The organism is Halorubrum ruber (genome assembly GCF_018228765.1).
GTDB lineage: Archaea > Halobacteriota > Halobacteria > Halobacteriales > Haloferacaceae > Halorubrum > Halorubrum ruber.
Window position 1 is genome coordinate 2,656,106 of record NZ_CP073695.1, and the last position, 18,751, is coordinate 2,674,856.

Annotated in this window: 19 protein-coding genes and 1 tRNA gene; 10 read left to right on the forward strand and 10 right to left on the reverse strand. The window is 70.8% G+C overall.

Going from position 1 to position 18,751, the window contains the following annotated elements; genetic code table 11:
* Nucleotides 1-33: 33 nt before the first annotated feature.
* Complete coding sequence (locus J7656_RS13125; RefSeq protein WP_211553518.1) at nt 34-948, reverse strand: serine/threonine-protein kinase RIO2; 915 nt, start codon at nt 946-948, stop codon at nt 34-36.
* A 145-nt stretch (nt 949-1,093) separates the two neighbouring features.
* On the opposite strand from J7656_RS13125, the gene J7656_RS13130 reads away from it, so the two are divergent.
* The 4 genes from J7656_RS13130 to J7656_RS13145 all read left to right on the forward strand — a co-directional run bounded on the left by J7656_RS13130 (nt 1,094) and on the right by J7656_RS13145 (nt 4,294).
* Entirely contained in the window at nt 1,094-1,945 is an 852-nt protein-coding gene (locus J7656_RS13130; RefSeq protein WP_211553519.1) for a lipoate--protein ligase family protein, read from the forward strand.
* A gap of 78 nt (nt 1,946-2,023) precedes the next feature.
* Nucleotides 2,024-2,860, forward strand: coding sequence for a deoxyribonuclease IV (locus J7656_RS13135; RefSeq protein WP_017342459.1), 837 nt, complete (start codon nt 2,024-2,026; stop codon nt 2,858-2,860).
* A 96-nt stretch (nt 2,861-2,956) separates the two neighbouring features.
* Nucleotides 2,957-3,415, forward strand: coding sequence for a hypothetical protein (locus J7656_RS13140; RefSeq protein ID WP_017342458.1), 459 nt, complete (start codon nt 2,957-2,959; stop codon nt 3,413-3,415).
* A 69-nt stretch (nt 3,416-3,484) separates the two neighbouring features.
* Nucleotides 3,485-4,294: a class I SAM-dependent methyltransferase gene (locus J7656_RS13145; RefSeq protein WP_211553520.1), complete on the forward strand. Its 810-nt coding sequence runs from the start codon at nt 3,485-3,487 to the stop codon at nt 4,292-4,294.
* Between the two features lie 481 nt (nt 4,295-4,775).
* On the opposite strand, the gene J7656_RS13150 is transcribed toward J7656_RS13145, so the two are convergent.
* The 3 genes from J7656_RS13150 to J7656_RS13160 are packed head-to-tail and all read right to left on the reverse strand — an operon-like array spanning nt 4,776 to nt 7,808.
* Nucleotides 4,776-5,420: a DUF7095 family protein gene (locus J7656_RS13150; protein ID WP_211553521.1), complete on the reverse strand. Its 645-nt coding sequence runs from the start codon at nt 5,418-5,420 to the stop codon at nt 4,776-4,778.
* Between the two features lie 39 nt (nt 5,421-5,459).
* A complete protein-coding gene (locus J7656_RS13155; protein ID WP_211553522.1) occupies nt 5,460-6,020 on the reverse strand; it encodes a Mut7-C RNAse domain-containing protein in 561 nt (186 codons plus the stop codon).
* Nucleotides 6,021-7,808, reverse strand: a complete 1,788-nt coding sequence (locus J7656_RS13160; protein WP_211553523.1) for a DNA polymerase/3'-5' exonuclease PolX — start codon at nt 7,806-7,808, stop codon at nt 6,021-6,023.
* A gap of 108 nt (nt 7,809-7,916) precedes the next feature.
* Between J7656_RS13160 and J7656_RS13165 the strand changes: the two genes are divergently transcribed.
* Nucleotides 7,917-8,375 carry a DUF2237 family protein gene (locus tag J7656_RS13165; protein ID WP_017342453.1) on the forward strand — a complete coding sequence of 153 codons (459 nt, stop codon included), beginning with the start codon at nt 7,917-7,919 and terminating at the stop codon, nt 8,373-8,375.
* 33 nt (nt 8,376-8,408) lie between these two features.
* Here J7656_RS13165 and J7656_RS13170 read toward each other — a convergent pair whose 3' ends face one another.
* From J7656_RS13170 to J7656_RS13185, 4 genes are all read right to left on the reverse strand, one after another.
* A complete protein-coding gene (locus J7656_RS13170) occupies nt 8,409-9,635 on the reverse strand; it encodes an MFS transporter (RefSeq protein WP_017342452.1) in 1,227 nt (408 codons plus the stop codon).
* A 426-nt stretch (nt 9,636-10,061) separates the two neighbouring features.
* Nucleotides 10,062-11,453 (reverse strand): signal recognition particle protein Srp54, encoded by a 1,392-nt coding sequence (locus tag J7656_RS13175; RefSeq protein ID WP_017342451.1) that lies wholly within the window; start codon nt 11,451-11,453, stop codon nt 10,062-10,064.
* Between the two features lie 611 nt (nt 11,454-12,064).
* Nucleotides 12,065-12,832: a DICT sensory domain-containing protein gene (locus tag J7656_RS13180; RefSeq protein ID WP_211553525.1), complete on the reverse strand. Its 768-nt coding sequence runs from the start codon at nt 12,830-12,832 to the stop codon at nt 12,065-12,067.
* Between the two features lie 32 nt (nt 12,833-12,864).
* Entirely contained in the window at nt 12,865-13,860 is a 996-nt protein-coding gene (locus J7656_RS13185; protein WP_017342446.1) for a pantoate kinase, read from the reverse strand.
* A 125-nt stretch (nt 13,861-13,985) separates the two neighbouring features.
* Between J7656_RS13185 and J7656_RS13190 the strand changes: the two genes are divergently transcribed.
* The 3 genes from J7656_RS13190 to J7656_RS13200 all read left to right on the forward strand — a co-directional run bounded on the left by J7656_RS13190 (nt 13,986) and on the right by J7656_RS13200 (nt 16,168).
* On the forward strand, nt 13,986-14,504 hold the full coding sequence (locus J7656_RS13190) for a zinc ribbon domain-containing protein (RefSeq protein ID WP_017342445.1): 519 nt from the start codon (nt 13,986-13,988) through the stop codon (nt 14,502-14,504).
* Between the two features lie 129 nt (nt 14,505-14,633).
* Nucleotides 14,634-15,119, forward strand: coding sequence for a FlaD/FlaE family flagellar protein (locus J7656_RS13195; RefSeq protein ID WP_017342444.1), 486 nt, complete (start codon nt 14,634-14,636; stop codon nt 15,117-15,119).
* Nucleotides 15,116-16,168: an actin-like salactin gene (locus J7656_RS13200; protein ID WP_017342443.1), complete on the forward strand. Its 1,053-nt coding sequence runs from the start codon at nt 15,116-15,118 to the stop codon at nt 16,166-16,168. The genes J7656_RS13195 and J7656_RS13200 overlap by 4 nt, the downstream gene beginning before the upstream one ends.
* Before the next feature lie 461 nt (nt 16,169-16,629).
* On the opposite strand, the gene J7656_RS13205 is transcribed toward J7656_RS13200, so the two are convergent.
* Nucleotides 16,630-17,133, reverse strand: a complete 504-nt coding sequence (locus J7656_RS13205; RefSeq protein ID WP_017342442.1) for a hypothetical protein — start codon at nt 17,131-17,133, stop codon at nt 16,630-16,632.
* Nucleotides 17,134-17,231: 98 nt separating this feature from the next.
* Between J7656_RS13205 and J7656_RS13210 the strand changes: the two genes are divergently transcribed.
* Both J7656_RS13210 and J7656_RS13215 read left to right on the forward strand, forming a co-directional pair.
* Nucleotides 17,232-17,867 (forward strand): hypothetical protein, encoded by a 636-nt coding sequence (locus J7656_RS13210; protein WP_211553527.1) that lies wholly within the window; start codon nt 17,232-17,234, stop codon nt 17,865-17,867.
* A gap of 104 nt (nt 17,868-17,971) precedes the next feature.
* Entirely contained in the window at nt 17,972-18,394 is a 423-nt protein-coding gene (locus J7656_RS13215) for an arsenate-mycothiol transferase ArsC (RefSeq protein ID WP_211553529.1), read from the forward strand.
* A gap of 141 nt (nt 18,395-18,535) precedes the next feature.
* Here J7656_RS13215 and J7656_RS13220 read toward each other — a convergent pair.
* Nucleotides 18,536-18,686 (reverse strand) — tRNA-Gln (locus J7656_RS13220).
* Between the last annotated feature and the right edge of the window lie 65 nt (nt 18,687-18,751).

Below are 18,751 nucleotides of genomic sequence, written 5' to 3' on the forward strand. Positions count from 1 at the left end.
GGCGAAGTCGGATTTCGTATCGCGCTATGTGATTTATTCGGCGCCGAACGCCCGAACGCTCTCGAACGAGCCGTCGGCGATAGCGGCGGCGACTCCGTCGGTATCGGCGTCTCTGGGCACCTCGTGGGGGTATTTCCGAGCGAAGTACCGCAAGAGGTTCTCGACGTCGCGTTCGAGGAACTCCCGGGCGTTCTCGTGGTCGACGGACACCGCCTGCGGCCAGTCGAAGATCGTGATCCCGCTCTCGGCGACCGCGACGTTGTGCTCGGAGGCGTCGGCGTGGACCCAGCCGAGCTCGTACGCGGTCGCGAGCTCGCGCAGGATCAGATCGAGGACGCCGACCGCTTGCTCGGGGTCGAGCTTCGCGCGCGACAGCTCCACCCCGGCGAACTTCTCCATCACGATGGCGTGCCGGTTGTGATCGACCGGTCGCGGGACGCTCACGTCGGGGTACAGCTCCTCCATCGCCTCGTACTCGCGCTCGGCCGCCTTGCGCGCGGTGTAGAGCCACGAGACGTGGTCTCGGTCGGCGGTGTACTCGCGCTCGCGGTTCACCTCGCGGAAGTTGGTGTACCCCTCGCGGTGGTACTTTAAGGCGAGCGGCCGGAACGACTGCGCCTCGTACACGTCGCCCTCCTTCCCGAGCCCCAGCGGCGAGCCCACGCCGTCGATCGTCTCGCGCTCGGCGAACGTCCGGAGAGCCAGGGCGTCGTACCCCTCGAAGGTGAGCTGATACCCCTCGTACTGGATCGTCTTCCGCTCGATCAGCTCGCGGTCGAGACACCGATCGATCCGGTAGTCGACCTCCTCGCGCGTGAGGTCGGCGTACTCCGGGAGCTTGTCGCGGCGCACCCACTCCGAGAAGCGCATCCCCTGCTCGACGCCCGAGAGGAGGTAGAAGTCCTCGGGGTCGAGCTCCGCCATGTCGCCGGCGACGTTTCGCACCATACGCGCCCCTACTCCGGCGATTCCTAAAAGGGACGCGCGTTCGGCAGGCGGGCCCGATATAGCGTATACCGCGATAGCAAATCTGTTTCGGGTCGGTCGGACACCGAGCGCAACCGCTTTCGGAGCGGCGCCCGAGGAGGGCGGTATGACCGTGCCCGCCGTCGACTGGCGGCTGATCCGCGAGGAGGCCCGCCCCGGCCCGATACAGATGGCGCTCGACGAGGTCGCCGCCGAGACCGCCGCGGCCGGGGGACCGGCGACAGTCCGGACCTACCGCTGGGAGCCGAGCTGTCTCACCCTCGGTCGCCACCAGGAGCCGGAAACGGTCGACTGGGCGTTCTGCGAGCGCGAGGGGATCGACGTGACCCGCCGACAGACAGGCGGCGGCGGGATCTACCACGACGGTCGGGGGGACGTCGCGTACTCGATCGCGGTTCCTGCGGAGACGGTACCGGGCGAACTGCTCGACTGCTACCACCTCCTCTGTGAACCCGTCCTCGACGCGTTCGACCGGCTCGGGGTCGACGCCGACTACGTCGACGAGCCGATGCCGGAGCTGTACCACCCGGCCTGCTACCTCCGGGAACTCCACCCGGCGCACGACGTGGTGGCCCGGGGGCCCGAGGGCGATCGACGCCGCAAGATCGCTGGCAACGCCCAGTACCGCAAGCGGGAGGCGGTGATCCAGCACGGGTCGCTGACGTACGCGGTCGACGCGGACCGCCACCTCGGCGTGTTCGCCGAGCCGCCGGTGACGCCCGAGGCGTTCCGCGAGCGCGTCGTCGGGATGGACGAACTGGTCGACGTCGACCGCGCGGACGCGGTGGCGGCCGTCGAAGCGGCGCTTTCCGACTGGGCCGGAGCGGCGCCCGAGGCGACCGTGGACCTCAACGGGTCGTGGACGGCGGCGGAGCTGGAGCGCGCCGAGGAGCTCGTCGCGGAGAAGTACCGCGACGAGGAGTGGATCCGGACGCGACCCGGGAGCGGCGGGAAGTAGGGAGAGACGGGCTCGTCGGCGTCGTCGGGATCCGCCCGGTTCCGAAGGGGCTTTTTCGACCGCCCCCCAGTGTCCGGTATGAGTCTCAAGGTCGGCGCGCACGTCTCCATCGCCGGCGGCGTGGACAACGCCGTGGAAAATCAGGTCGAGGTCGGCGGCAACTGCGGACAGATATTCACCCACTCGCCGCAGGTGTGGCAGGACCCGAACATCGACGACGACGAGGCCGCGCGGTTCCGCGAGGGGACGGAGCGCGACATGGAGGGGCCGTGGGTGATCCACACCTCCTACCTCGTGAACCTCTGTACGCCGAAAGAGGGGCTCCGCGAGAAGTCGCTCGACTCGATGCAAAAAGAGGTCGACGCGGCCGACAAGCTGGGAATCCCGTACGTGAACGTCCACCTCGGCGCGCACACGGGCGCCGGCGTCGAGGGCGGTCTCGACAACGCCGCGTCGGTGATCGACGACCTCGACGTGCCCGACGGCGTGACGATCCTGATCGAGAGCGACGCCGGCGCGGGGACGAAGCTCGGCGGCGAGTTCGAGCACCTCGCGGGGGTCATCGACCGCACGGAGACGGACATCGACGTCTGCGTCGACACCGCCCACGCGTTCGCTGCGGGCTACGACCTCTCGACGCCCGCGGCGGTCGACCAGACGATCGGAGAGTTCGACGACGTGGTCGGGCTGGAACACTTGGAGTACGTCCACCTCAACGACTCGAAACACGAGTGCGGCACGAACAAGGACGAGCACGCCCACATCGGCGAGGGGCACATCGGCGAGGCGGGGATGGAGCGGTTCCTCAACCACCCGGACCTGACGGACGTGCCGCTCGCGCTGGAGACACCGACCGAGGACGGGAAGAGCTTCGCGTGGAACATCGATCGGGTGCGCGAGCTCCGCCGCGACTGAGGCGGCCTCGCTCCCGGTGGCGCCGGGTCGCCGTCGTTCCCGGGGACGCCGTCCGTCCGACGCGGATTTAAGTGATCCCGTGAGCGATCCACGGACATGCCCACCACGAAGGCGTTGCTGTTCGGACGCCGCCGCGACCGCGCGGTCGGGCTGGTGGTCGGGTTCGCCGGCGTCGTGACGCTCGCGCTCGTCGCCGCGTTCGCCGCCGAGTCCGCGGGCGCAACGACGGCGACGGCGCTGACCGACCGGCTCCTGCCGCTCTTAGTGTTCTACGCTCCCGGGCCCCTCGCGGCCGCCGGGGCGTACGCGCGCTGCGGCGGGCCGGCGTGTATAGCCGTCGGCGTCGTGCCGGCGCTCGTCCTCGGGGGGTTCGTCCTCCTCGGGACGCTCGTCGGCGTCCCCGGCGTCAACGGCGGGAACCCGGCGATCGGCGACGTGACGGTGAGCTTCGCCGCGATCGGGGTGACCAGCGCGTTCGTCGGCTACTGCGCCGGCGTGACCGCCGTCCTCGCCGCCGACGTGCTGGGGTTCGGGAGCGCCGACAGCGACGAGTGAGGGACGCGCGGCGAGACCGAGCCCGACCGATCTCCGGACGTTTATTTTCGCCCGCCGCGAAGCGGGCCCGTGCGACGCTTCTCCGCTGAGTACCTCGAACACACCCGCCGCGGGATGTGGGAGGACGGCCGCGACGCGCTCGCGGACCTTGAGCTGTCGAGCCGCGAGCGCGTCCTCGACGTCGGCTGCGGTACCGGCGAGCTGACACGCGTGCTGGCCGCGGAGGCCGAGGGCGCGTCCGTGTACGGCGTCGACGCGGACCGCGACCTGTTGGCTGTCGCCCGTGACGAGGGCGACGATCGGACCGAGTTCCTCGCGGGCGACGCGACCCGGCTCCCGGTCGGCGACGACGCGGTCGATCTCGCGGTGTGTCAGGCGCTTTTGATCAACCTCCCGGACCCGACCGCGGCGGTCCGGGAACTCGCCCGCGTTTCTTCGGACCTCGTCGCCGCGGTCGAGCCGGACAACGCCGACGTGCGGGTGGCCTCGACGGTCGACGCCGAGGAGCGCTTAGAGCGCGAGGCGCGCGAGGCGTACGTCGATGGGGTGGACACGGACGTCGCGCTCGGCGACCGCGTGCGCGAGGCGTTCGACGCGGCCGGGCTCGTCGACGTGCGCACGCGGCGCTACGTCCACGAGAAGCGGACCGAGCCGCCGTACGACGAGGCCGCGCTGCGGTCGGCGGCGCGGAAGGCCTCCGGCGCGGGGCTGGCCGACCACCGCGAAGAGCTGGTGGCCGCGACCTCGGAGGCCGCCTACGACGACCTCCGCGGGCGCTGGCGCGAGATGGGCCGCGAGGTCGCGGCGGCAATCGACGCCGGCGAGTACGAGCGCGTCGAGTACGTCCCCTTCGACGTGACCGTGGGACGGGTGGCGTGAGAGAGGAGGCCTAAATTTGGGCATCCGCGTGGTCGTTTATAAATAACGAGCGGTAGCGTCCGAATCTGTTTATAAATAGACGACGGCGCTGCGACGAACACCGTCAAAGCCCCAGCCGCGAGGACGCCGCACACTCGCTGCGCTCCTCAGTCGCTCACTCCGTTCGCTCCCTGCGGTGCTTACGTCGTCTGCGGCGCCCTCGCGGCTGCCCCTTTGAGTCCCGCCCCGCACAGCAACCGCCGGAAGACGGTCCTGCTCGCTCGCTTCGCTCGCTGCGCGGGCTGCGACTTCCGTGCTCCCGCTCGCTCCCTTCGGTCGCTCGTGGGACCGCACCTCACGCCTCCCCAGCCTCGTCAGTCGCCGTCGCTTCGCTCCGGCGACTGACTCCCTCGCGCGGTGCTGCTCGGCCGCAGGGCGGCCTCGCAGGCACGCGCCACCGCTCCCCGTTCTACTTATAAATAGTGACGGCAGCGCGTCCGAATCAAACCATGTCTCCGCGGACGGACGCCCCCTCCTGCTCGGCGCGCTGTTGTTTGAGCACGTCGGCCGCCTCGGTCGCGGCCTCCTCGTCAGCGCCGAGCATCCCGAGCGCGGCGGGCAGCGTCGGCATCGCAAGCGAGGCCTCGCGGAGGCGGTCGAACGCCTCGTCGTCGCGCTCGCCGTCGACCCACAGGCAGACGCCGCGGGGGTCGAGCACCTCCTCGTAGGCGTCGCGGGCGAGCGCCCCTTTCAGGCGCTGGCGGACGTTATCCTCGAAGCCCGCGTTACACACTTCGAGGTGGATCGGCTCGTCGTCCTCGACGAGTTCGGCCGCGAGGCACTTCTCGGGCGCCGCGTACCCGTTGTCGCTCGTCCGCACGCGGTCCGGGTGGGCCTCCGCCCACGCGGCGTCGACCGTGGTGCCGACGCCCTTCACGCCGTACTCGGCCTCGAAGTCGGCGGCCGCGTCGCTGTCGCCGCCCATGATCACGTCCTTCGTCAGGTAGACGTCGAGCCGGTCGACCGGGTCGAGCCCGAGCGCGACGTCGCCGAACGCCCACACCTCGCGGACGGGCACCGGCATCGGCTCGCTTGCGACGCGGTCGACGAGCGTCTCCAGGCGGTCGACGGCCCGTTCGCGTTCCATTGGCGAGGCGTAGGCGGCGGGCGGGCAAACCGGTTACGCTCACAGGTCGTCCAGCCGCGCTGCGACGTCGTTCCAGTGCCCGCCCTTCCAGAACCACTGACCGCAGTCAGCGCAGCGCCACCCGGGCCGGCCCGGACCCACATCGTCCGGGACGTAGTCGGGTCGGTCGACCGGGGAGCCGTCCGTTTCGGGGGACGCGACGCGCTCGACGGGCCCGTTACAGGCGCCGCACCGCGTCGGCTCGTCGGCGAGTTCGACCGGGAGGCCGGCCGCGTCGAGCTCGCGGAGCTGGTCGAGCACGTCGCGCTCGGTGAGCGGGACGGCGTCGACCGCGGGATCGGCGCTCGGGGCCCTGTCCGCGAGTTCGCGGTCCCGGGTGAGGAGGACGCGCCCCTCCGCGGCCGCGAGCGAGAGGAGCCGGTCGTCGGCCTCGATCCCGCGGTCGAGCGCGTAGGCGGCGTCGTAGCCGCAGATCCGGAGGTAGGTCGCGAGCTTGCCGCACATGACGTCAAGGAGGACGGGCGGCCGGTCCCTCGTCGACGGGTCGGCGTCGTCAGGCGGTGTGTCACCATCTCCGCCGTCACCCTCCCGGTTCGGCATCTACAGGATGAACGAACGGAGCCCGTCGAGCGAGCGCGCGTTGAGCACGTTCGATGTCTCCGCCCAGCCCCGCCGCGCCGTGTGGACCCCGTACCGCGCGTTGTCGAGTTCTCTGGGGGCGTGCGCGTCGGTGTTGACGGCGATCGTCGCCCCCGCCTCGATCGCGGCCCGAACGAACTCGCCGTCGGCGTCGAGCCGTGCGGGGTTCGCGTTCACCTCGATCGCGGTCCCGTTCGCGGTGGCCGCCTCGGCGATCACCTCGACGTCCGGGTCGAGGCCGGGGCGCTCGTTGATGAGACGGCCGGTCGGGTGGCCGAGGACGTCGACGTGCGGGTGTTCGACCGCGCGGACCAGCCGCTCGGTGGCTTCCTCCCGGTCCTGCCCGAGCGCGGCGTGGGGTGACGCGACGACCAGATCGAGGGCCGCGAGCGTCTCGTCGTCTGTCGCGAGGCCGCCGTCGGCGTCAATGTTGGCCTCGATCCCGTGGAGGATCGGGATGTCGACCTCGTCGGCCGCCTCGGCGACCGCCGCGGCCTGCTCCTCGATGTCGGACTCGTCGAGGCCGACCCCGCCGACCATCCCCGGCCCGGTCGCGTGGTCGGTGACGACGTGGTAGTCGTAGCCGCGCTCCTCGGCCGCCCGCGCCATCTCGGCGATCGAGAAGCCGCCGTCGGACCAGTCCGTGTGCGTGTGGAGGTCGCCGCGGAGGTCGCCCTCGCCGACGAGGACGGGGAGCCGGTCCTCGGCGGCGGCCTCGACCTCGCCGCGATCCTCGCGCAGCTCGGGCGGGACCGGGTCCATGTCGAGCGCGCGGTACACCTCGTCCTCGCTCTCGCCCGCGACGCGCTCGCCGGCGCGAGTGGCGTCCGGCTCCTCGCTGTCGTCTCCGGCGTCTTCGGCGTCGGCGCCCTCGCCCTCCACGTCGCTCACGTCGAAGAGCCCGTACTCGTTCAGCTTGAGCCCGCGGTCGATCGCCCGGTTCCGGACGGCGACGTTGTGCGCCCGCGACCCGGTGAAGTACTGGAGCGCGGCCCCGAACTCGTCGGGGTCGACGATCCGGAGGTCGACGCGGGTGCCGTCCGCGCGCACGCTCGCCTTCCCCGTGCCCGCCTCGATCGTCGCGTCCGCGGTCTCCCAGTCGGTGAACGCCTCGACGATCGGCTCGCGCGCCTCGCTCGCGACGAGCAGGTCGACGTCGCCGATGGTGGGCTTCCACCGCCGGATCGACCCGCACACCTCGGCGGACTCGACGGGGTCGAGATCGGCGAGGGACGCGAGCGCGTCGTCCGCGAGCGGCCGGGCGTCGCCGAGGCGGGTGCGCTCGCGGGACTCCCGGGCGAACGGAATGTTGTCGAGGATGTTCTGCTCGGTCTTCGCGCCGAAGCCGGACACCTCCTGGATCTCGCCCGCCTCGGCGGCGGCCTCTAACTCGTCGAGGTCAGCGATTCCGAGCGCGTCGTACAGCGACCCGACCGTCTTCGGGCCGACGCCCTCGACCGCGGTCAGGCCCGCCATGTCGACGGGCAGCTCCTCGCGGAGCTCGTCCAGCTCCTCGATCTCGCCGGTCTCGACGTACTCGACGATCTTCGCCGCGATCGCGTCGCCGACGCGGTCGATCTCGGCGACCGCCTCTTCCCCCTCCGCCGCGAGCCCCTCGATCGGCGCAGGGTGGTCGCGGACGTTCTCGGCCGCCCGTCGGTAGGCGGTCGGCTTGTACTCGACGCCCGTCGCCTCGAGGAGGTCGGCGAACTCCTCCAAGCGCGTCGCGACCTCGTCGTTCCGGCTCATGACGCGACCGTTCGACGGCGCGGCACTTATACCGCCGGCCGAACGCCCGACGGCCGACGCGCGGCGACCCGCCGGTCGCTTATGCCGTCGGCGACCGGACCCCGTCCCATGTCGACCGACGACCGTGACGATCCCGACGACCGCGACGATCCCGACGACCGCGACGACCGCGATCCCGGCGACCGAAACGTGTTCGGCGGCGAACTCGCCCCCTGCGGGGGCGACCCGACGACCGGCTACCTCCGCGACGGCCACTGCCGCGACGTCGACGGCGACGTCGGCGAGCACACGCTCTGTGCGGTCGTCACCGCCGAGTTTCTCGAGTACAGCCGCGAGCGCGGCAACGACCTGATCACGCCGCGGCCCGAGTTCGACTTCCCCGGGCTGGAGCCGGGCGACAGCTGGTGTCTCTGCGTCGGCCGGTGGGTGGAGGCGGCCGAGGCGGGCGTCGCCCCGCCGGTCGTCCTCGAAGCGACGAACGAGTCCGTGCTGCGGGCGGTCGACGCCGACCGCCTCCGAGAGCACGAGTACGACCCGGAGGCGTTCGAGCCCGAGAGCCTCGACTGAACGCCGACGCCCGCGGAGCGCCGAGAACGGCCCTCACTCCGTCACCCAGAGCCCGGCGGCGACCGCGGCCGCGAGCCCCATCGAGCCGGCGAGCAGCGCGAACGCGGGCCGGAAGCCGACCGCGTCGGCGACGATCCCGACGGCGCTCGGCGCGAGCGCGCCGGCGCCCATGAGCAGCGTTCGGACGACGCCGAGGCCCCCGCCCGCGAGCCGCTCCGGAAGCAGCTCCATCAGGTAGGCGCTGCGCACAGGCTGGAACCCGTGGGAGCCGAGGCCGAAGAGTGCGACGACGACAGCGGCCGCGACGGCGCCGAGGCCGAAGCTCGGGAGCGAGACGAGCGCGACGAGCGCGGCCGCCGCTAAGCCGAGCGTTCCGACCATCACGGGGAACCGCCCGACGCGGTCGGAGAGGTCGCCGGTGACGAGCTGGACGAACGTCACCGCGAACACGAGTGAGTAGAGCAGGTTCGCGGTCGACGTCGCGAGGTCGCCGGCCTCAGAGAGGTACAGCGGGAGGAACGCGACGAGGCCGTTGTGCGCGAACGAGAATCCGACGGTCACCAGCACGAACGCCGAGAACCGGGGGTTCCGGAACAGCCGGAGGTACTCGCGCGTGTCCGGGTCGCTCCCGTCGTCGTCGGTCGGCCCGGCCGCCGCGGGCGAGCCGGACAGGCGGACTGCGGTCGCGATCGCGAGGCCGACCGCGAGGGCGCCGGTGAGGAGGAACGGGGCGCGCCAGTCGGCGCCGGGGAGCCGCGCGAGGACGGCTGCGAGGGCGGGCGGCGCCGAGAGGACGGCGACGACGACCGCGGGCGCGGCGACCCCGCCCATCGCGCCGAGCGTGTCGTGCGCGCCGAGCATCCGCCCGGTGCGGGCGGGGTAGACGCGCGCGATCAGCCGCACCGAGACGGTCTTGTGGACGCCGGTGCCCGCCCCGATGACGAGCATCGCGGCGACGAGCGCGGCGAAGGGCGCGTCGAAGACGACGGCGAGCGACCCCGCGCCGGCGACGAGCGCGCCCGCGACGATCACCCGGACCGGCCCGAGCCGGTCCGCGACCGCACCGCTCGGGAACTGTAGCAACGCGTACACGATCATGAACCCGGTGAACGCGGTCCCGACGACGGCGTTGCTCACGCCGTAGGCGTCCTGAATCGACTCGAACAGCGGGGGGAAGAGGTAGCGGACGAACTTCCCGAGGAACCAGACGAGCGAGACGAGCACCAGGGCGTCGTACTCGCCGATCCGGTCTCGGTTCATCGCCGGAGCGTAGCCCGGTCACCCGTATAAAGGGCCTGAAGCGCTCGGCGGCTGCCGGTAGGGACCAGTTTTGGCTATCTCGGGGGTTCCGCGGTGGCGCGTGCCTGCGAGCGGCCGGAGCGAAGCGGAGGCCGCGAGTCAGCACGCGCGAGGGACGCCGCGAGCGATGTGGGCGACCGAAGGGAGCCCCGAGCGAGCGGCGAGGCTGGGGAGGCGTGAGGCTGCGGTTGCGGTGCTGTGCGGGGTGGGACTCAAAGGGGCAGCGGCGAGGCGGTCGCAGGCGACGTAAGCACTGTAAGGAGCGAACGAAGTAAGCGACTGAAGCGCGCAGTGAGCGTGCGACCGCCTCGCGGCTGGGGCTTTGGAGGTAGTCCCCATCGCCCGCGAGGGCGACGACTTGTGATCAGTTCGCGAACGAGATACTATTTAAAACGGCCCTTTGCCGCCGCCCATCATGTCGCCGAGGCCGCCGCCCTCGCCGCCCATCTTCTTCATCATGCGCTGCATGTCGCCCTCGCCCATCCCCTGGAACTGGCCGATCGTCTCCTCCATCATCGAGTGCTGCTCTAAGAGCTGCCGGACGGTCTCCTCGTCGGTGCCGGAGCCGCGGGCGATCCGCTCCGTGCGCGACTGACCGACGACGCGGGGGTTCTCTAACTCCTCCTCCGTCATCGAGTCCATGATGCGCTCGAAGCGGCGCATCCGGTCTTGGGTGACGTCCATCGCGTCGTCCGGGAGCTCGTCCATCATCCCGCCGCCGAGCCCGGGGATCATGTCCATCACCTGGTCGAGCGGCCCCATCTTGTTCATCGCGTCCATCTGCCGCTTCATGTCCTTCAGGGTGAACTCGCCCTGAAGCATGTCCTCCGGGTCCCAGTCTTCGTCCTCCTCTTGGGTCTCCTGCATCGCGCGCTCGACGCGCTCGGAGAGCTGCTTGAGGTCGCCCATCCCGAGCAGCCGCGAGATGAACCCCGAGGGCTCGAACCGCTCGATGTCCTGGACCGTCTCGCCGGTGCCGAGGAAGGCGATAGAGGAGTCGGTCTCGTTGACGGCGGTGAGCGCACCCCCACCTTTCGCGGTCCCGTCGAGCTTGGTGATCATCACGCCCTCGATGCCGATCGACTCCTCGAACTGTTTGGCCTGCTCCTTGGCGCCCTGGCCGATCGCGGCGTCCAAGACGAGCAGCGAGCGGTCGGGGTCGACGACGCCCTCGATCTCTTCGATCTCCGCGATCAGGTCGTCTTCGAGCGCGTGACGCCCCGCCGTGTCGACGATGTGAACGTCGGCGTCCTCGGTCTCTTCGAGACCGGTGCGCGCGATGTCGACCGGGTCGTCGTTGTCGGGGTTCCCGTAGAAGTCGACCTCGGCGCGCTCGCACATCTGCTTCGCCTGGTCGTACGCGCCCGGCCGGAAGGTGTCCGTCTGGATCACCGCGGGGCGGAGCCCCTTCTTCGAGAACCACCACGCCATCTTCGCCGCGGAGGTGGTCTTCCCCGACCCCTGGAGGCCGGCCAGCAGGATCGTCTGGTTTTCGAGGGGGAGCTCCGTCGAGTCGCCGACCAGCTCGACCATCTCCTCGTAGACGATCTTGAGGACGTGGTCTTTCGCGGTGGTGCCGCCCGGCGGCTCCTCTTCGAGCGCGCGGGACTTGATCGAGTCCGACAGCTCCATCACGAGGGAGACATCGACGTCGGCGGAGAGGAGGGAGCGCTGGATCTCCTTGACGATCTCCTCGACGTCGCTCTCGGAGAGTCGGGACTTCCCCTGGAGCTTGTCGAGGCTGCTCCGCAGGGACGTGCCGAGGTCGTCGAGTACCATTTGCCGGAGATAGGCGGGCGACGCGGTAAAGCTTTGTTCGTCGGCGGGCGCAGAGTACGTTTCGAGAGTGTAGTCAGTGGGGAGTGCTTTCTACACGCTCGTCGCCCGCTTATAAATGGCTGCTGCTGGATCGGTGGGGAACACCTCCAAAGCCCCAGCCGTTTACGTATCAAGGATTGCTGGCAGATTGGCGGCGAACACCGCCAAAGCCCCAGCCGCTCGGTTATACGTGGTCGATTGTGAACCGGCGCCGAACGCCCTCAAAGCCCCAGCCGCGAGGGCTCGGGGGCCTCGTTGCGCTCCTCGTCGCTCGCTTCGCTCGCTCCTGCGGTGCTTACTTCGGCCGCCTTCGCCCTCGCGGCTGCCCCTTTGAGTCCCACCCCGCACCGCTCCGCACAGCACCTCACGCCTCCCCAGCCTCGTCGGCCTCCCTGCGGTCGGCCGACTCCCTCGCGCGTGCTGTCGCCGGCGCTTCGCGCCGGCTTCCAGAGGGACCTTCGGTCCCTCGCGGCTCGGCCGCAAGGCGGCCTCGCAGGCACGCGCCACCGCGAAACAGGTATAAATCACAGATTCGCCGCCTCGATCCAACGGTTCTCCCCTAACCGCCCGCCTCAGACCTCTTCCGCGATGTACCGCTCGATCCGCGTCACCAGCTCCGGGCGGAACGTCCAGAACCCGTCCCAGACGTTCGGCTCGTCTTCGAGCGCGAGCAGCGCGACGTGGTCGCCGTCGGCGCCCTCCGGCGGCGTGAACACGACGAACCACGACCGCTGATACGGGTACGAGGTCCCGGTGTGGACGGTGAGCGGGAGCCCCGAGAGCGAGTCCGCTTCCCCGACGCCGTACACGTGGACGTCGACGCCGCTCCCGGCGACCCGCTCGTACACGTCCCGGGTGCCGCGCTCGTCGTCGATCCGCGAGAGTCGCTGGAAGGAGGCGCGCAGCGTTCCGGCACCGTATTCGGCCGCGATCCGCTCTATCACGCGCGAGACGACGATGAGGAGGAGCTTCTCTTTGTTCGACGCGGGGTAGCCGCGCACCCGAAACGGGACCTCGTCGAGCCCCTCGAACACGGCCGGGAGCGCGACCTCGTCGAGTTCGATCCCGCCGGACTTGTACAGGTCCGAGTTGATGAGCAGCACCGATTCGAGCAGTTCGTCGAGCGTCGAGCGCGCGACGACTGACCCGTCCTCGACGAGCGCGACCACGTCGTCGTCCGCCGCGGAGTCCGACTCCTCCTCGCTGACCGAGACGGGCTGGCCGTCGAGCAGCGAGTCCAGCAGGTTTCGGACCGGGTCCGGCGACGACCGGTTCAGGAGGACGAGGTGCCGGTCCGACGCTTCGAGCTCGTCGAAGAACGAACGGAGCGATTCGGCCATGGGCGTTACTCCGGCCAAGCGAGACAAAATCCTTACTCCCGGCTGCGCTCGTCGACGAGCCGCGCGCCCGCGGCGTCGATCCGACAGACATCCGGGTCGTAGCCCGCGTCCGAGAGTCCGGTCCCGAGCGCGAAGACGGTACGGCCGAGCATCGCCATAGCGGCGCCGAGGTCGTCGGGCGACCCGGACGATTCGGGCGAGCCGCCGTCAGCGTCGACCGCCACGATCGCCTCGGCCGCCTCGGGGACGAGCAGGTCCGCCTCGCGGGCGAACCGCCGGGCCGCGTCCATCAGCGTCGGGAGTCGAGGGTCCGCGCGGAGGCGGTCCAAGGCGTCCTCGCCCGCCGCCGTGAGTGCGTCGGTGTCGCCGCCCAACACCGCCTCCGTCGACAGTTCGCCGAACGTGACGTACTCGACGCGCGCGGTCGCCGGGACGCCGTCGAGCTCGCCGACGCCGGGCGCGCCCGGTTCGAGCCGGACCGGGACCCCGCCGCGCGCCTGCGCGACCACGTCGCCGAGGCCGGTCCCGCGGCCGACCTCCGCGGCGTGGGCGATCCGGACGAGCTCGTTCTCGGACCGGCCGCGGTCGAACGCGTCGTTCGCGGCGAGCGCGGCCCCCAGCGCCGCGGCGCCCGAGACGCCGAAGCCGGCGCCGATCGGGAGGTCGGTCTCGACGGCCACGTCGGCGCCGCGCGCGCCCAGTTCGGCGAGGACGTCGTCGACCGCGCCGATCGATCCGGGCTCGCCGTCGATAGTGCGAGATCCGGGTCCGTCGCTCGCGGCGTCGCCGTCCGCGCCGCCGTCGCCGTCCGCGCCGTCGCCCGTCGCCGCACCGGTCTCGCCGTCCGCGCCGTCGCCCGTCGCCGCACCGGTCTCGCCGGCCGGCGCCGACACCCGGACGGTCACGCCGTCGGTGAGCGTCACGCCCGCGCCGCGCGAGCCGGCGACCGCCGGGTCGTCCGCGGGGTGCGCGCTGAAGAAGGCGGTGACGTGGCCCGGGACGAACGCGGTCGCCCGCTGGCTGCTCATGTGGCGGCCGACGAGCGGGCCGCGATTAACGGTTGTTATCCGGACCGAGTCGGTCGGGGAGGCGACCGCCGCGCGACGGCGACGACACCGCAGGCCTAAGTACCGGCCGGCCGAACCGCGGCCGTATGCGAAGCCAGTTGCGCCCCGTCCTCGCCGCCCTGCTCGCGCTGGTGTTCCCGGGGCTCGGCCACCTATCGTTGCGCCGATGGGGGCGGGCGCTGCTGTGGCACCTGACGATCGTCGGCGGCGGGGTCGCGCTGTTCACGCTGTACGACGTCGAACCGGTCGACCCCCTCGCCGACCCCGCGGCGGTGTCGGCCGCGGTCCCCACCGACGTGGCGCTCCCCATCGTCCTCCTGTCCGCGCTGTCGGCGCTCGACGCGTACCTCGTCGGGCGGGCGGACGCCGCCGAGCGCGACCGCATCGACGCCGCCACCGAGGCGATGCGGCGGCGGGCCGCGAACGCGGACGGCGACGACGGACCGGGAGGGGGTCGGTCCCCGCCGGCCGCGGCCGGCGACGGCGAGGACGGGGAGACGCTGGAGGTCACCTGTCCCAGCTGCGGCAAGGAGGTCGACGCCGACCTCGACTTCTGTCACTGGTGTACCGAACCCCTCCCGTGGGCCGAGTCGGACGACCGGTGACGCGGACGGCCCCACCGGTACCGGGACAGCGTCACCCGCGGTAGTTTCTCACCGCTGATAACTGAGAGCCAACTATCATATAACCCCGCCGAGAGGGTTCGGGTACGGACGCGAACGACGGACGGAAACATGAGTCTGAATCCACGACGATACGACGTACGGGAGCTGCGCCGGATCGCGGACGCCCCGCGAGACGGTGCGGACGGAGCGCCTCGGGAGCGGGCGCTCCGGCGGCCGAACCAGAACCGAGCCGAGCAGGCGGCGCGCTCGGCCGCGTTCACGGAGCTGCTCCAGCGTCAGCGTGGTGCGCGGCTGAACGGGGGCGGGACCGCGGATCGACCGTACCTGACGGCGATCCCGGCGTCGCCCGCGGCGGAACGCGAGATCGGCGAGTGGCTCGGCTACCTCGTCGACGTCGGCGGCCACGTGCGGAGCCGGGACGCGCTGTCCTACTACGGCGAGATCGACTGGGTCGGCGACGACGCGGTCGCGGCGCTTTCGCGCCGGCTGGAAGGGTTCGACGCCCCGACGCGCGACCGGCCGTTCACCCCCGCGGACCACCGGATCAGCCTCGTCTCCATCGTCCGGATCGCTTCGTGTGCGAGTGACCAATGAGCGACGACGAATCCACGGACATCAACGAATCGGACGAATCGGCGGCGGTCGGCGTGAAACTCGGCAGCACCCGGACGGTACTCGACATTCCCGACGGCCGGGGCGGCCGCGAGCGCCACTCGATACTGACCTGCCTCGCGACCTACGAGGACGCCATCACCGGCGAGGAGAAGGTGCTGTTCGGCGAGGAAGCCGCGGTGGAGTACCCCGACCGCGTGCGCTTCATGCTGCGCTCGGGCCTCCCCGAGGACGACGACAGCGTGGCGGACGCCGAGCGCTTCTTCGAGGCGGTCGTGGACGCCCACGACGTGCCCGAGGACAGCGCGGTCGTCTACGCGGTGCCGACCATCGACAACGAGGCGGGCGTCGAGAACCTCAAGTCGGTGATCGAGGGCTCCTCGATCGGGCAGGTCGAGACGCGGAGCTACCCCGAGTCGCTGTGCGGGGCGATCCCCGCCTACGGCGACGGGCTCGACGCGATCGACGAGGTGTTCGTCTCGGTGAACCTCGGCTCGACGACGATGGAGGCGTGCGCCTACCGGCGCGGCGAGCAGCTCTCGCCGTTCTCGACCGGCTCGGTGACCGGCAACGAGGTCGACCGCCGGATCGTCGCCGCCGTCGAGGAGGAGACCCAGGGCCGGGTCCACATCGACCGGACGACCGCCCGGGAGTACAAAGAGCAGCACGGCGACGTGTACGACTTCGAGCCGTTCACCGACGTGGTCCAGCAGCCGGGCGGCGGGAGCCACGAGTTCACCGTCGACCGCGGCGTCCAGGAGCCGATCGACCGCTACATCGACGAGGCGGTCGACGTCGTCGCCAACGAGTTCCTCCCCGAGCTCGCGAACGACCACATGAAGCCCTACCAGCTGGCGCTCGGGCGCCCGCTCGCCGTCACCGGCGGCATGGCGTGCATCCCCGGCCTCACCGAGGAGTTCGAGAAGCGCCTCAGCGAGGAGCTCGACCGCGAGGTCGAGGTCGTCTCGCCCGACGAGCCCGCGCTCGCGGCCGCTGACGGCGCGGCGCGCATCGCGGCGCGGCTCGTCTGAGCGGCGCGCGAGCGGTTCGGCGTTTTATTATTTTTAAATCCAACAGCGGCCGATCCGCGCTACGCATATCGGGATCGATGCGGTGGCGCGTGCCTGCGAGCGGCCGGCAGGCCGCGAGCAGCACCGCGCGAGGGAGTCGCTGGCGGCGCCAGCCGCCAGCGACGAGGCTGGGGAGGCGTGAGGTGCTGTGCGGTCGCGGTCGGGTGGGACTCAAAGGGGCAGTCGGGAGGCCGCAGTAGGCGACGTAAGCACCGCAGCGAGCGAAGCGAGCGAGGAGCGCAACGAGCGTACTGCGGCCTCCCGGCTGGGACTTTGGCGGTGGTCACCGCCGATCTGCTCGTAGTTATTTATAAGCGAACGGCTGGAACTTTGGAGGCGTTCTCCGCCGATCCACAATCAGCTATTTATAAACGACCGGCCGCCACGTTGGCGACGCTTACCCCCGATCCACTGCCCAGTATTTATACGTCGAAGAGGCGTTCGGCGTCGTCCGCCTGCCGGCGGTAGATGCCGCGGCCCTTCAGCCGCGGCACCTCGTGGCGGTGGAGCCGCTCCGCTTCGGCGTCGTACACGAGCGGGAAGACGTTCGTCCGCCGCTTCGCGACCGTGAACCCGTTCATCGCGGCGAGCAGCGACGCGTCGGGGTCCGAGGTCGCGAACGTCATGTAGCCGATCGGCGTCGGCGCCTCGCCGCCGTCCGCGCGTCCGGGTTGGGGGTCGATCCGGTCGGCGAGCACGTCGCGGAACGCCGCCGCGGTGTCCGCGAGCGTCTCAGCGTCGCTCCCGTCTCCCTCAGTTTCGTCCGCCTCGACGAGCGTCGCCAACACCGCCACGTCGCCGAGCGTGTCGTCCGTCTCGCGGGTCATCCACATGCGCTCGAACTCCTCCGCCCCCGCCTCGACCGCCTCGAAGCCGTGGTCGCGCCGGTTCGCCGCGACCGCGTCCCGGTAATCGCTGATCTCCATAGGACCCCCACGACCTACATGCTAAAAAATAACACACATGATCTGCGGGGGAGCGCCCCCGGCAGTAAGGCTATACGTGCGCCGGTGCTGTCGGACCCATGACACCGACGCGACGGCGCTACCTCCGCGGGGTCGGCGGCGCGAGCGCCGGCGGGCTGCTCGCGCTCGCCGGCTGTACGTCGACTCCCGACGGTAGCGACGGCAACGGCATCGACAGCGGCAACGGCACCGACATCGGCGGCACGCGCCCCGAGGGAACCGGCGGGCCGGGCGTCTCGATCGTCTCCGTCGACGACGAGGTCGAGCTCCCGATTCGGCCGGCCGTCGAGATCGCTCGCGAGGCCGCGACGGAGGACCACCCGCCGCAGCTCCGCACGAGGCTGACGAACGCGGGCGACGAGCGGATTCGCGTCGGCGAGGGGCGGGCCGCGCACTTCGAGTACGTCTCCGACGCGGACGACGCGCTCGTGCTGCTCCCGGCGGGCGGCGAGTATCCCGCCGAACCCGGCTGCTGGCGGCTGACCGACACCATCGCGATCACCGAGGAGTACCGGACGTTCGCGCTCGACCCCGGCGAGTCCAGCGAGCGCCTCGTCGACCTGTACGCGACGCCCGGCGAGGACGCCTGCCTCCCGGTCGGCGAGTACCGGTTCGAGACGACGGTTTCCGTCGTGTCCGACGACGCCGAACCGCAGTCGTCGGCGACGTGGGGCTTCTCCGTCGTGCTGGAGTGAGCGGCGGTCGCCGGACCCCCGCCCGTCGGCCTCGCCGCGCGAAATACATACTGCTCTATAGCCCTCTTAGGAACGGTTAATCCGGCGCGCCGAGACGCACGAGTATGAACGACGACGTCGTCACGTTCGGGTTCGTCTGCGTCCAGAACGCCGGCCGCAGCCAGATGTCGGCGGCGTTCGCGGAGCGCGAGCGCCGCGAGCGCGGCCTCGACGACCGCGTCGAGATCGTGACCGGCGGGACGCACCCGGCCGACGAGGTCCACCCCGAGGTCGTGGAAGCGATGCGGGAACTCGACATCGACCTCGCCGACCGCGTCCCCCGGGAGGTTTCGACCGCCGAGCTCGACGCGTGCGACGTGGTCGCCACCATGGGATGTTCGACGCTGACGCTGGCCGACGGCGTCGAGGGGCGCGACTGGGCGCTCGACGACCCGCACGGACAGGACCTCGAGCGCGTCCGCGAGATCCGCGACGAGATCGAAGGACGCGTCCGAGGTCTCTTCGACGAGTTCTTCGACGAGGCGTAGGCGGCGGACAACGGACTCCGCGGTTTACTGGATCGCTGAAAAGTAGTCCCGGGCGGATTCGAACCGCGGTCACTCCGCTTCGCTCCGTTCCCTGCTTCGAATCCGTAATCGGGACTATTCGTCCTCACTTCGTTCGGAGAATAGTCCCGGGCGGATTCGAACCGCCGTCAATGGCTGACTTCGGGTATCCGACGGGCGTTCTTACCGGAACGCCCAACAACCGCGTTTGAGTCGCAGACGCGGACGGATTCCCTCCAAAGGCCATTATGATTGGCCACTACACCACGGGACTGCGACTCCGGCTAACCGGCGGGCACTCAAGTACGTTACTCTCCGCGGCGCGTCCAGAGACCGTCT

What these genes read in the sequence shown, in the direction of transcription:
- J7656_RS13125 (WP_211553518.1), bottom strand. Translation starts at nt 948, where the DNA reads ATGGTGCGAAACGTCGCCGGCGACATGGCGGAGCTCGACCCCGAGGAC.
- J7656_RS13165 (WP_017342453.1), top strand. Translation starts at nt 7,917, where the DNA reads ATGTCGACCGACGACCGTGACGATCCCGACGACCGCGACGATCCCGAC.
- J7656_RS13180 (WP_211553525.1), bottom strand. Translation starts at nt 12,832, where the DNA reads ATGGCCGAATCGCTCCGTTCGTTCTTCGACGAGCTCGAAGCGTCGGAC.
- J7656_RS13205 (WP_017342442.1), bottom strand. Translation starts at nt 17,133, where the DNA reads ATGGAGATCAGCGATTACCGGGACGCGGTCGCGGCGAACCGGCGCGAC.
- J7656_RS13210 (WP_211553527.1), top strand. Translation starts at nt 17,232, where the DNA reads ATGACACCGACGCGACGGCGCTACCTCCGCGGGGTCGGCGGCGCGAGC.
- J7656_RS13150 (WP_211553521.1), bottom strand. Translation starts at nt 5,420, where the DNA reads ATGGAACGCGAACGGGCCGTCGACCGCCTGGAGACGCTCGTCGACCGC.
- J7656_RS13170 (WP_017342452.1), bottom strand. Translation starts at nt 9,635, where the DNA reads ATGAACCGAGACCGGATCGGCGAGTACGACGCCCTGGTGCTCGTCTCG.
- J7656_RS13190 (WP_017342445.1), top strand. Translation starts at nt 13,986, where the DNA reads ATGCGAAGCCAGTTGCGCCCCGTCCTCGCCGCCCTGCTCGCGCTGGTG.
- J7656_RS13140 (WP_017342458.1), top strand. Translation starts at nt 2,957, where the DNA reads ATGCCCACCACGAAGGCGTTGCTGTTCGGACGCCGCCGCGACCGCGCG.
- J7656_RS13215 (WP_211553529.1), top strand. Translation starts at nt 17,972, where the DNA reads ATGAACGACGACGTCGTCACGTTCGGGTTCGTCTGCGTCCAGAACGCC.
- J7656_RS13200 (WP_017342443.1), top strand. Translation starts at nt 15,116, where the DNA reads ATGAGCGACGACGAATCCACGGACATCAACGAATCGGACGAATCGGCG.
- J7656_RS13135 (WP_017342459.1), top strand. Translation starts at nt 2,024, where the DNA reads ATGAGTCTCAAGGTCGGCGCGCACGTCTCCATCGCCGGCGGCGTGGAC.
- J7656_RS13160 (WP_211553523.1), bottom strand. Translation starts at nt 7,808, where the DNA reads ATGAGCCGGAACGACGAGGTCGCGACGCGCTTGGAGGAGTTCGCCGAC.
- J7656_RS13195 (WP_017342444.1), top strand. Translation starts at nt 14,634, where the DNA reads ATGAGTCTGAATCCACGACGATACGACGTACGGGAGCTGCGCCGGATC.
- J7656_RS13185 (WP_017342446.1), bottom strand. Translation starts at nt 13,860, where the DNA reads ATGAGCAGCCAGCGGGCGACCGCGTTCGTCCCGGGCCACGTCACCGCC.
- J7656_RS13175 (WP_017342451.1), bottom strand. Translation starts at nt 11,453, where the DNA reads ATGGTACTCGACGACCTCGGCACGTCCCTGCGGAGCAGCCTCGACAAG.
- J7656_RS13155 (WP_211553522.1), bottom strand. Translation starts at nt 6,020, where the DNA reads ATGCCGAACCGGGAGGGTGACGGCGGAGATGGTGACACACCGCCTGAC.
- J7656_RS13130 (WP_211553519.1), top strand. Translation starts at nt 1,094, where the DNA reads ATGACCGTGCCCGCCGTCGACTGGCGGCTGATCCGCGAGGAGGCCCGC.